Annotated in this window: 7 protein-coding genes, 1 tRNA gene and 1 pseudogene; 7 read left to right on the top strand and 2 right to left on the bottom strand. The window is 61.5% G+C overall.

Annotation, left to right across the window (positions count from 1 at the left end; translation table 11 throughout):
* Positions 1-6 precede the first annotated feature (6 nt).
* On the bottom strand, positions 7-417 hold the full coding sequence (locus tag QNI87_RS00040; protein WP_300592256.1) for a TM2 domain-containing protein: 411 nt from the start codon (positions 415-417) through the stop codon (positions 7-9).
* Positions 418-623: 206 nt separating this feature from the next.
* On the opposite strand from QNI87_RS00040, the gene QNI87_RS00035 reads away from it, so the two are divergent.
* The 6 genes and pseudogenes from QNI87_RS00035 to QNI87_RS00015 all read left to right on the top strand — a co-directional run bounded on the left by QNI87_RS00035 (position 624) and on the right by QNI87_RS00015 (position 5,788).
* Positions 624-699: transfer RNA gene (locus tag QNI87_RS00035), tRNA-Thr, on the top strand.
* Between the two features lie 165 nt (positions 700-864).
* Positions 865-1,454 (top strand): annotated as a pseudogene (locus QNI87_RS15700) (Arm DNA-binding domain-containing protein).
* A 125-nt stretch (positions 1,455-1,579) separates the two neighbouring features.
* Entirely contained in the window at positions 1,580-2,137 is a 558-nt protein-coding gene (locus QNI87_RS00030; RefSeq protein ID WP_300592253.1) for a TonB-dependent receptor, read from the top strand.
* A 206-nt stretch (positions 2,138-2,343) separates the two neighbouring features.
* Positions 2,344-3,675, top strand: a complete 1,332-nt coding sequence (locus QNI87_RS00025) for a methyl-accepting chemotaxis protein (protein WP_300592250.1) — start codon at positions 2,344-2,346, stop codon at positions 3,673-3,675.
* Positions 3,672-3,977 (top strand): hypothetical protein, encoded by a 306-nt coding sequence (locus tag QNI87_RS00020; protein ID WP_300592248.1) that lies wholly within the window; start codon positions 3,672-3,674, stop codon positions 3,975-3,977. The genes QNI87_RS00025 and QNI87_RS00020 overlap by 4 nt, the downstream gene beginning before the upstream one ends.
* Before the next feature lie 548 nt (positions 3,978-4,525).
* Positions 4,526-5,788: a glutamate-5-semialdehyde dehydrogenase gene (locus tag QNI87_RS00015; protein WP_300592245.1), complete on the top strand. Its 1,263-nt coding sequence runs from the start codon at positions 4,526-4,528 to the stop codon at positions 5,786-5,788.
* A gap of 54 nt (positions 5,789-5,842) precedes the next feature.
* On the opposite strand, the gene QNI87_RS00010 is transcribed toward QNI87_RS00015, so the two are convergent.
* Complete coding sequence (locus QNI87_RS00010) at positions 5,843-9,151, bottom strand: S41 family peptidase (RefSeq protein ID WP_300592242.1); 3,309 nt, start codon at positions 9,149-9,151, stop codon at positions 5,843-5,845.
* A gap of 246 nt (positions 9,152-9,397) precedes the next feature.
* Between QNI87_RS00010 and QNI87_RS00005 the strand changes: the two genes are divergently transcribed.
* A complete protein-coding gene (locus QNI87_RS00005) occupies positions 9,398-11,401 on the top strand; it encodes a S9 family peptidase (protein WP_300592239.1) in 2,004 nt (667 codons plus the stop codon).
* The last annotated feature ends 217 nt before the right edge of the window (positions 11,402-11,618 follow it).

The raw sequence follows: 11,618 nt of genomic DNA, 5'->3' as shown, positions 1-11,618 counted from the left end.
GGAGTTTTAGCGATACAGAAACGAGCGGTCGCGAGGCTCTTTGCGATAGCCCGCCGCGCGCAGATCTTCGAGCATCCGCTGGCGCTTGGGATCGGCCAGAAGCCCGTCATCGCGCGTATCCCGCCCTTCTGTCGCCACTCCCGGTCCATCGCCGCGATTGAGCGCATGGAGCAGTTCCAGGTTCTTTTCGTTGATCAGGCCGGGGATCAGGACAATGTCGAGCAGCAACCAGAAAAGCATAACGGGCAGGCCGATGATCGACAGCGACAGCAGCAGCTGGATGATACCCGTCTTGGTCTCGCCTGCGTAAAAGCGGTGGACGCCAAACCACCCGAAAAAGAACCACAAGAGATAGGCGATTGCCTTGGACTTTCGGTTGGCTTCGAAAAACGCGTCTTTGAATCGATCGTCGTGCACTTAGACCCCCTTTGAGTTTCTAAGATGTATCTTAGGGCTCGCTTGGGCAAGGGTCTTTCATAAGGTGATCGACAAAGAGCCAAAAACGCTCGGCGAACACAGAAAGTGCAAGGGCCATCTGGACTTCGGGGCCGGTTTGAGGCTACCGAGCCTCGCCTTGCGATCGTCTGATCGCCACAGGCGCACACGCCAAAGGCACGCAAAGGGCCGGCTTAGCTCAGTTGGTAGAGCACCTGATTTGTAATCAGGGGGCCGCGGGTTCGAATCCTGCAGCCGGCACCACATGGTAATTCAGGTCGGTTCACCGGGTCACCGAAAGTCCCATGAAACTGCGATAGTCCAAGGCCCTTACGTTCACACCAGTTCAGTTCCGGCCACTGACAATCGGATAGTTTGGGGACCAAATACAGGGGCCAGTCCGAAGAGGGGTGAAGAAAAGGCCCCAAAATTCCGCTGACCGATCTTCAGATACGCAATGCCAAACCAAAAGCGAAACCCTACAAGCTAGGCGACAGCCAAGGCTTGTTTCTCCTGGTACAGCCGACCGGTGGTAGACTTTGGCGTTTGAAGTATCGGGTCGCTGAGAAAGAGAAAAAGCTCTCTCTGGGCCGGTACCCGATGTCAGCTTGTCAGATGCAAGGAAGGGCCGCGACGACGCCCGCGACCTCATCGCACAAGGCGAAGATCCCTCACTTGAGAAGCAACGAAAGAAAGCGCGGGCGAAGCTGAGCGCAGAGCACACCTTCGACAGCATCGCTGCCGAGTATATCGAGCAAAAGTCAAATGACGGCGCTCAGCCATGGGCCAGATCGACCCGGATGAAAGCTGGATGGCTTCGATCAGAACTTAATCCGAGCATCGGTCGGATACCGGTAGCGGTGATTGAGCCCGCAGATATCCTCGCAGCCGTCAAAAGACAGGAGGCGGCGGGCCGAAGGCGTATTGCGAACGTGTTTAACAGCCCGAAGATCAACTCGACAAATTATCTCGTTATTGGGTCTCCAACTAGACCTTCTCAAACCGTAACGACCAACTGAAAGAACGCTGAAAGGTCTGACTGGACTGAAAAAAGCGGTCTCATAGCGATTACGCCCGACGCCTAAGCTACAAAGGACCCGCAGTCTTCTGGATAGGTCCAAACCGAAACTGAGATCTTTGCGCGGTGACGGTCTTTGTGACCGGCTTCTGGGCCTCGACCGAGGAACGCAACATTCAGCTTGGTGGCGATGACCAGGGCAATTCCGTGCTCTTGCCGATTAACCGGCTGTATGGCGCTACCGGGATCGAATTCGAGGGGAATTACAGCAATGGTCCCTTCTCCATCACCGTGGGCGCAACGTACACGGATGCGACGATCGACGACGATACGCTCAATCCCGATGTCATCGGCAACACGCCGCGCCATATCCCCGATCTCACATTCTTCGCCCGACCGGCTGTAGACTTCGACCGCATCTCCCTTGGTGCGGTTGTGAACGGCACGACCGAGAGCTTTACGCAGGATACCAATATCCTGGTCCAGCCCGGATATACTCTCGTCAGTCCTTTCGTGAGCTACCGACCGGCGGACAATGTCACAGTTGGACTCAATGTGTTTAACGTCTTCGACGAGCTTGCGGTTGTGCAGCTTCAGGCGGCGGCCATTCCGGCGAGCGGCTTTACCAACGCTCAGGTCATGAACGGGCGCACGGTCACGGCCTCGATCGGTTTCTCGTTCTGATGGCCTAAACGACGCTGCCTCGACAAATCCTCAGTGGCTTTGCGAAGAGCAAGCGTTGTCCGCGCTGCAACACCAATTGGGAACAGTAAATCATGCTTGACCAACTCCGAATTCCGCGACGCTTGGGGGTCTCGTTCGCCATACTCATTGGCGCGGCTGCGGTTGTCATGATTTTCTGTGCAGTGAGCTTGTCGATGATTTCGAGTGTGACTTCACGCAACAGCGAGAGCCAAGGAATTCTGGCTGATGTGCTCACACTCGAAACCTCGCTCCTTCGCCAGAACAGCCAGCTTCGCGGGTTCCTGGTTACCGGCGATGAGCTGTATCTGAAATCCTACTATGAGGGGCGCGACGATTACGACCGTGTGTCGCCCCTCTTGGAAGAACGCTTGAATGACCCGGCGTTACAAGCGCTTGTCCGAGAATCGCGTGAAGAGACCATCAAATGGCGGCGTGATTGGGGCGACAAATATGTCGGCATTGTGAAGGCCGACGCGCGCACGCGCGCTCAGGAAGACATTCGGCAAGCGGGCAGAAAGGTCCTCGTGAGCGCGGCCGTACTCCCGCTTCGGGAGGTTCGCGACACGATCCAGAACGCCGTTGAGGAGCGAACCGCCCGGCAGGAAACGGTTGTTCTGGTGGGATGGCTCGCTTTGGGTATCGGAGCGGCGGCGATTATCGGCCTTGCGCTGTTCCTGGCGCGTTCGCTGACGCGCTCGATTGCGCAGCCGGTGGCTCGCATGACCGACACGATGACCGTCTTGGCGCAGGGCAACACTTCGGTGGATATAAAGGGGGCTGATCGCAAAGACGAGCTTGGCGAAATGGCGCAAGCGATGCTCGTTTTCCGCAACGCGGCCCAGGAACGCGAGAAGTCCGTTGCCGAGCGAGAGCAAGCTATGACGAAAATTGGCCAAAGTCTGGCGGCGGTCGCCAACGCCGATCTGACCGTCCGTCTGGCCGATATGCCCGATAGCTTCCGCGATGTGACAGACGATTTCAACGAAGCCATGCAGCGCCTTTGTCAAGTGATGATGGGCGTCCAGAGCAGCGTCCAGTCCATTGATCTTGCCTCAGGAGAAATCCAGCAGGCGACCAATGATCTGGCGAGCCGAAGTGAAGCGCAGGTGTCCCATCTGCAATCGTCCTCGGAGGCGATGAAACGTCTGACCTCACAGGTCGAGGAATACGCCGATATTGCATCGCAAGTCAGCTCTGCAATGGTGGAAGCCCGCGGCGAAGCGGAGAGCGGTGGGGCCGTGGTGGCAAAAGCCATTGAGGCTATGGATGAGGCCCAAGCCGCGAGCGCCGAGATCTCGAAAATCAACGAAATGATCGACGCTATTGCATTCCAGACCAACCTGCTCGCGCTTAACGCTGGCGTTGAAGCGGCCAGGGCCGGAGAAACCGGAAAGGGCTTCTCCGTGGTGGCATCAGAGGTACGGGCGCTTGCGCAGCGCGCGGCCGAGTCCGCAAGCGCGATCAAGGAGCGCGTCGATTCGGTCACCAAGCATGTCCGCTGGGCGTTCAACTCGTGAACGAGACCGGAGGCGCGCTGGAAACGATCATCGGTCGTGTCAGCGAGGTGACCGACTCGGTGTCCTCCATCGCGACCGGCGCGACAGAGCAATCGCTGGCGTTGCGCAAGGTAGGCGATGGCATAAACGCCATGGACGGGATGACCCAGCAAAACGCGGCCATGGTCGAGGAGACCAACGCCGCAACAACAAACCTGCGGAGTGAGGCGAGGCACCTTGCAACATCATTCGCCGAATTCAAGATTGACGCAAAAGAGCCGGTTGAATCCGATGAATTCGATTTGCGCTTGGCCGTTGGTTAGGCTCTCTGCTTGGCTTGGCTTGGCTTGGCAGGGCAGACGGCAACGGCTCCCTCATAATGCCGCCCGAGAGGATCTTTGCTGCGCGACCGCTTGACCAAAAGCCATCGGCGCAGCGGCCAATCGAGCGGCGTGAATGTCAGCTTTCTTGAGCCGGGTCATCGAGCATCAGCGTCCTTCATGGGGGCGCAGAGTTGACGTGAACTCCCAAAAGCGTCGGGCCACACAATTCAATCAGTCCGCTGAGAATTGAGTTAGCACTCGTGAGACGCCAAAGGGAGCGCGCGCTCTTGGCCCACCCTTCAAGGCCGGTCAGTGGCCGAGCTTTGGCAAGCTTGCTACGGGCCCGCGCGACATGAACGCCGCCACTCTCCAGACGCTCGCCCTCTGCTTTCTCTCCATGATCGGCATCGCTCTTTTCGCCTGGCGCAAGTCGACCGCCGAATCGGTGCGGCTTGCTCCCGCCGAGTGAGGCGCAAGGCGAGTTCGGATTGCGCTGGACGCGTTTGTGTCGCACACTGGCTCTCAAAAGCTAACGGCAAGAAACACCCATGACCGACCAGAACCTCGACCCGCGTATCCATATCGCGCAGCTTGGCGCAATGGCGAAAGCCGCAGCGCACGCTCTGCGTTCGGCTACGACCGAGCAGAAGAACACCGCTCTTGCAAAAGCGGCCGAGGCGCTGCGCGCGGCGAGCGGAACGCTGGTCGAAGCCAACGCGCGCGATGTCGATAGCGTGCGCGGGTCGAAACCAGCGAGCTTCATCGACCGGCTTATGCTCGACGAAGGGCGCGTCGAGGCCATGGCGCAGGCGCTCGAACAGATCGCCGCGCTGCCCGATCCCGTGGGCCGCACGCTTGCGACCTTTGAGCGGCCCAACGGGCTTACGATCGAACGTGTGGCGGTGCCCATCGGGGTCATCGGCATGATCTACGAATCGCGCCCCAATGTCGGCTCGGACGCGAGCGCGCTGTGCGTCAAATCGGGCAACGCGGTGATCCTGCGCGGTGGGTCGGAAAGCCGCCACTCCACCCGTGTGATCGTCGAGTGCCTGCAGGCCGGACTGGACGCGGCCGGGCTACCGCGCGAGGCGGTGCAGAGCGTCCAGACAACCGCGCGCGAGGCCGTGGCCGAGATGCTGGGCGCGGTCGATCACATCGACCTTGTCATCCCCCGCGGAGGCCGGGGCCTCACCGAACTGGTGCGCGATACCGCGAAGGTCCCGACGCTGCTGCACCTCGATGGCAATTGTCACACCTACATCCACGCCGAGGCCGATCTGGAAAAAGCGATCCCCATTGTCCGCAACGCCAAGCTGCGTCGCACCGGGATTTGCGGAGCGACCGAGAGCCTGGTGATCGACGATGCGATTGCCGAGCGCGCCATCCCCGGTATTGCCGACGCCATGCCCGATTGCGAGCTGCGCGGCGACGCGCGCGCCGTGGCGATCGACCCGCGCGTCAAACCGGCGAGCGAGGACGACTTCGACACCGAGTTTCTCGACGCCATCGCTTCGATCAAGGTGGTCGCGAACGCGGACGAGGCTCTGGCTTTCGTGGCCGAGCATTCCTCGGGCCATACCGACGCGATCCTGACCGAAAACTCCGATGTCGCCCGGCGCTTTTTGACTCAGATCGACAGCGCGGTGGTGATGCACAACACCTCCACCCAGTTCTCCGATGGCGGCGAGTTCGGCATGGGCGCCGAGATCGGGATCGCCACCGGCAAGATGCACGCGCGCGGGCCGGTCGGGCTGGAACAGCTGACCACATTCAAATATTTGGTGCTGGGAAGCGGTCAGGTGCGGCCCTAGGGCTTCGGTCAAACCGGGCGGCGCGCAAGGGCACCGCCCGGCTCTTTCCAAAGGTTACTTGCCGATTTCCGTGGGATAGGGCGGCGCTGGCTTCACCGGGCTCTGAGCCCCCTCCAGCTGTTGCAGCACCGTGGCAATCGCGGCTTCGAGCTGCGTGTCCTGCCCGCGATCGAGCGCAATCGGATCGAGCTCCACCCGGATATCGGGCGCAACCCCTTCGTTCTCGATCGTAAAACGGCCATCGGTGTCGAAGAAGCGGAAGAACGGCACGGTCAGCGTGCCGCCGTCCATCAGGCCGGGATTGGCGCTGATCCCGATCAGGCCGCCCCAGGTGCGCGTACCGATCAGAGTGCCCAGCCCGCTCTCGCGGAAGGCGTAGGGCATCCAGTCCCCGCCCGACCCTGCGTCCTGATCGATCAGCATCACCTTGGGACCGTAAATGCCGCCGCCGGGCGTTGCCCAATCCAGCCCTTCGCGATCCTTCCAGCCCGCCAGCCATTTGCGGCTCAACACATCGATAATGTAGTTCGCTGCCTGGCCCCCGCCATTGGACCGCTCATCAAGGATCAGCGCTTCCTTGTCGGTCTGCGCGAAGTACATGCGGTTGAACAGCGTGTACCCGGCTCCGGCTGTGTTGGGCATGTAGACATAGGCAACCCGGCCACCAGTCGCCTCATCGACCCGCTTGCGGTTGTCCTCGATCCATGACCATAGGCGCAGCAGGCTCTCGCCATCGGTGGGAACCACTGTCGAAGTGCGCCGCTCAGCGCCCGGCGTCGCCGCAACAGTCAAAGCGATCTGCGTCCCCCGCGAGCCTGAGAGCGCGGCGTAGATATTGTCGCTGCCGGTCAGCTCAACGCCGTTGACCGCGATGATGTAGTCACCCTCCTTTGCGTCAACACCGGGCGCGGCGAGCGGGGCCGAAAGGGTCGGATTCCATTCCTCGCCGGTGTAGATTCTCTTGATCCGGTAACGACCGTCCTCGATCGCGAGATCGGCGCCCAACAGGCCGGGAGCAGCGGAGCTGTTGTCGTAGACGTCCCCGCCTCCGACATAGTTATGGCCCACGCCCATTTCGCCCGTCATTTCCACGAGCAATTCGTTCAAGTCCTCGCGCCGGCCTAGATGCGGCAGCAGCGGTTCGAACTTGGCGCGCACACCCTCCCAATCAAGCCCGTGCAGGTTCGGATCGTAGAAATACGCCTTCTCCATGCGCCAGACATCGCCGAAGATCTGCTTCCATTCCTCCAACGGGTCGACATACATCCGCACGCCCGACATGTTGATCGGTTTGGGCTCGACCTTCTCGCCCGCGTCGGCGGTCAGCAGGTTGCCCTCATGCGAAAGCAGCAGCAGCTTGTCGCCATCCGCGTCGGTCGAGACATTGAGGATACCCTGGCCCACCGGCTTGGCCTCGCGCTCTTCGAAATCGAAGCGCAACAGGCGCGAGCGCGCGCCCCCTGTTCCCGGCCCGGTCGCCGCGCCCGGCTGCGGCCGTTCGACCACGAACAGCGCACCGTCCTTCGCCGTCGCAAGGCTGCCATACCCCGCCTCGGCCATCGGCAGCGCAACGATCCGGCGTTCCAGTCCGCTGGGATCAACCTTGACGCTCTCTTTCCCGCCGTCGGTATTATCGCCGTTCTTGCCATTGCCTTTCTCGCCGTTCTCGGCTTCGCTCTTGTCTTCGTCGTCTTCCTCATTAGCGAGGATCGGCGCGAGCGGGGACTTGCCATCGGCTTCCAGAACCGCCGCATAAAGCGCCGAGCGGTAGGGCCGGTCTTGGGTGGTCATATCGAGACCGGCGTAAAAGGAGCCCGCATTGGTGGACGCGGTGAAGAACAGCAGCTTGCCGTCCTTGGCGAAGGTAGGCAGGCCCACATCGGCATAGCCGCGCGAGACCGGATAGGTCTGGCGCGTCTCCAGATCGTAGAGGTTGAGCGCGGCGTTGTTGTTGCCCCCCCGCGTCGTGAACGCCATCCAGCGGCCCTTGGGCGAGATCACCGCATCAAAACTGCCATTGCGACGCGGGCTGGTGGCGATCCGCCAGCTGGTGCCCGTTTCCACGTCCATCGCGTTCAGCGTCAGCGTGTTGCTGGAATAGACGATGTGCTTGCCCGCATTGCCCCATTCGATGAGCTCGTAGAAGTCCTCGCCCAGCGCGATCGTGCGCGCCGGCTCGATCCCGCTCTGATCCTCGATCACCAGCGACTGCCCCGCGCCATCGTCGGTGATGTAGGCAAGCTGCGTCCCGTCGGTTGACCAGATCGCCGAATAATTGCGCGTAGAGGGGCTCTGCGAGATGTTGCGCACCGTTCCCTTGTCGGTGGGCACGGTGAAGACTTCGCCGCGCGCGGTCACCGCCACCCGCTTGGCCGACGGGGAAAGCGCCGCATAGGTCATCTGACCGCTGACATTGCGCCACCCGGCGCGCCGGGCGGGCAAATCTGCGACCAGAGAGATCGAGAGCGGCGTCGTGCTACCGCTCGCCACATCGAGGCTGTGGAGCGTGCCGCCCGCTTCGTACACGATCCGCCCGTTCTTGGCGGTCATGTTGCGGATGTCCCAATCCGCTTCTTGCGTGATCTGCGAGACTTCGCCGCTCGCCGGATCGTAGCGGAAGATGTTTGAGCGCGTGTTCCAGCGATCCGAGAGGAAATAGAGCTGGCCGTCCATCCAGACAGGATCGAACTCGGTGGTGCGATCACCCGGAATCTCTGTCTTGGTTCCCGCCTCGAAATCAATCAGTTGAAGCGAAGGCGACAGCCCGCCGCGATAGCCGCGCCAGCCGTTGACCCCGCCGGTGAGCACCGCGTTGCCCGAACGCGAGGGCACGTTCGCAAAGACGCGCCCGGCCTCGTCATACGCGCCGCCATTGACCACCGCTTCGGACACCTTCTTGGGCAATTCGCCGTCGAGGCCCACGTGAAAAAGCTGACCCGAGCGGCCCGAGCGGCGTTCGCGCGTGCTGACCATGGCGATCGTTTCCCCGTCTGGAAGCCAGTCGATCGCCTCATCGGAGCCGGGGTACCATGTCAGGCGCTGAGGCTCTCCGCCCCGCACGTCGATAACGAACACGTCATCGTTGCCATCGTAATTGGCGGTGTAGGCGATCCTGGTGCCATCGGGCGAAAAGATCGGGTCGCGCTCATCGGCCGGATGCGAGGTCAGGCGCACAGGATTGCTGCCATCGGGCGCGGCGATCCAGATGTCGCCGGCATAGGCAAAGGCGAGCGCGCTGTCCGACAGGGCCGGATCGCGCAGCAGCTTTGTCTCCTCGGGGGTTTGCGTCCCTTGCGCGGCGAGCATCGGTGCGGCAAGCGCGCTCGTCGCAAGCAAAACGGCTGCCTTCCAGGCGTTTTTCATTGTCTTCCCCTTGGCTGAATTTTGAAACTTCCGAGTTGACCCATGCGCTGTTCCAGTGTGTTGATCGTCAAGGCCCTTCTCTTAGCCAGATTCGCGCGCGCAAGGCGAGTGTTTTGGCGGGTTTCTCGACAAGCGCACGGCCCGAGATTGCACGCTCGTCGTTAGTTACTATGGTCGCGCAGGGCTTTCCCTTCCAAAAAGTCGAGGTGCTTTATGATCCGTTCCGTCCTCTGCGCATGCGCCGCTGTGAGCGCTCTCTTTGCCGCAAGCGCCCACGCGCAATCCGCCGATGAAAGCTTCGGAGGAGCCAAGGGCGCCGACCTCTCGATCGACGCGATGGAGCCCGATGGGTCAGACATCACGATTGGGCGCGCAGGAGAGTACCCCGCTGATATTGCACGCTTTCTTCTGGCGACGGGCGCGGGAACAGCGAACCTTTCGCCCGATGGAGAGACCATCGCGTTTGCGTGGGACGTGACGGGTCAACCCGAATTGTGGGTGATGCCGGCAACCGGCGATCAGCCCAAACAGATAACCTTCAAAACCGGGGTGCGCGCGCCGATTTGGACGCCGGACGGCTCCCGGCTGTTCTTCTCCGCCGACCGCGACGGAAACGAGCAACCCGGTTATTTCGCCCTATCCGCAGACGGCACCACCGAGACCGAAGTGCTTCCCGCCAAGCGCGGGGATTTCCGCAGCTTTGGCGATTTCGCCAAGGATGGCAGCTTCGTCTACGCTTCCACCGCGCGCGGGGCCGGTGTGTTCGACATCTATCGCGGCACGCTCGACGGCAAGAGCGAGCTGATCCTTGAAAGCGAATACGGGCTCTACGCGCGTTCCATCTCGCCCGATGGGAGATACGCGCTGATTACCGAAAGCGTGGGCGCGGCGGCGAACAACCTCTACCTCATGGATCTGGCGAGCAAAGAATTGACCACGATCAGCAAACCGCCGGTCGAGGACTATGCCAGCCACACGCTGGGCGGCTTTGAGTGGCTTCCCAATTCGAAGGGTTTCTATTTCTCGACCAATCTCTATCGCGAATTCGGAACGCTGGCGTTTTACGACATGGAAAGCGGAAGCTTTGAGCGCGTTTTTGAAAGCGAGCACGATATCGGCAACCTACAGCTTTGTGGACCGGGCGACGGCGGCTCGTATCTCTTCTGGAAGGAGAACGACAACGGCTTCGACACGCTAAAGGGCTGGCACACGATCGAGAAGCGTCCGCTTGCCATGCCCGGCCTGCCCGAAGGCAAGTACGCGCTCGATTGCGAGGGCACCGAAAATCCCAAGCTGATGGTGCGGGTCAATGGCTGGCAGACACCGGGCGAAATCTGGATGATCGATGTCACCAGCGGTCAGGCGGACAAGGTGTTCGCCGCCAACCTTGCCGGGCTTGATCCCGAACGCCTGGTCCGCCCACAAGTGGTGCGCATGCCCGCGCGCGACGGGGTTGAGCTTCAAGGGCTGCTCTACCTTCCTCCGGGCGCGGGCACTGGCGAAGACGCGCCGCCGGTGATCTTCGATGTGCATGGCGGTCCATCGGGCCAGTCGCAGGCGAATTTCGAACCCGTGACCCAGTATCACGTCGCGCGCGGGGTGGCTGTCTTCCAGCCCAATGTGCGCGGCAGCACGGGGCTTGGGCGCACTTACGGCATGCTCGATGACCGCGAAAAGCGGCTCGATTCGGTCACCGATCTGGTCGACATGCTGGACTATCTGGGCGCGCAGGGCCTGGTTGACCCCGAAAACGCCGCGGTGCTCGGCGGCTCTTACGGCGGATACATGGTCAACGCGGTGCTGGCCGAATACCCCGATATCTTCAAAGCGGGCGTCTCGTTGTTCGGCGTGGCCGACTGGATCACCGGGCTGGAGGTCGCCTCGCCCGCGCTCAAGGCGGCAGACCGGATCGAGTTCGGGGACATCACCGATCCCGAATGGCGCGAGTTCTACCGCGTCAACTCGCCAATCCGCAAAGCCGACCAGATCAAGGTGCCTGTGCTCTATTCGCACGGCGTCAAGGACCCGCGGATCGACATCTATGAGACCGAGGTGATGGTGAAGACGCTGCGCTCGAACGGCGTGCCCGCCCCCTTCATCCGCATGCCCGACGAAGGCCATGGCTGGCGCAAGCTCGCGAACCAGTTGTTCTACTACCGCAAGCAGGCCGAATTTATCGAGCAGCAGCTGGGAGTGGCCGAAGCGGAACAAAAGTCTGATTTAGAACACAAAACGGGCCGGTCTTTTTGAGAGGCCGGTCCGTTTGTGTTTGGAGTGTTGCGGGTGCGGGTGTTGTGGCCCGCGCGCGCGTTGTTTGGCGCTGGTGTCAGCGCTGGCGTTGGCGCTTGGTTTAGAAGGCGATGCGCACGCTGGCTCTTGCGGAGTGGCCGCTATAGCCGTCGTTGAAGTCGCCCAGATAGCCAAGGTCGATCGCAAAGCCCTGGCTGACCGCCACCGAGACCCCCGC

The sequence above is a fragment of the Erythrobacter sp. genome (assembly GCF_030066995.1).
Classification (GTDB): domain Bacteria; phylum Pseudomonadota; class Alphaproteobacteria; order Sphingomonadales; family Sphingomonadaceae; genus Erythrobacter.
The sequence above is the reverse complement of the archived record's forward strand: the minus strand, read 5'-3'. Positions and strand labels throughout refer to the sequence as shown.

Coding starts and splice junctions, on each gene's coding strand:
- QNI87_RS00010 (WP_300592242.1), bottom strand. CDS start 9,151: ATGAAAAACGCCTGGAAGGCAGCCGTTTTGCTTGCGACGAGCGCGCTT.
- QNI87_RS00015 (WP_300592245.1), top strand. CDS start 4,526: ATGACCGACCAGAACCTCGACCCGCGTATCCATATCGCGCAGCTTGGC.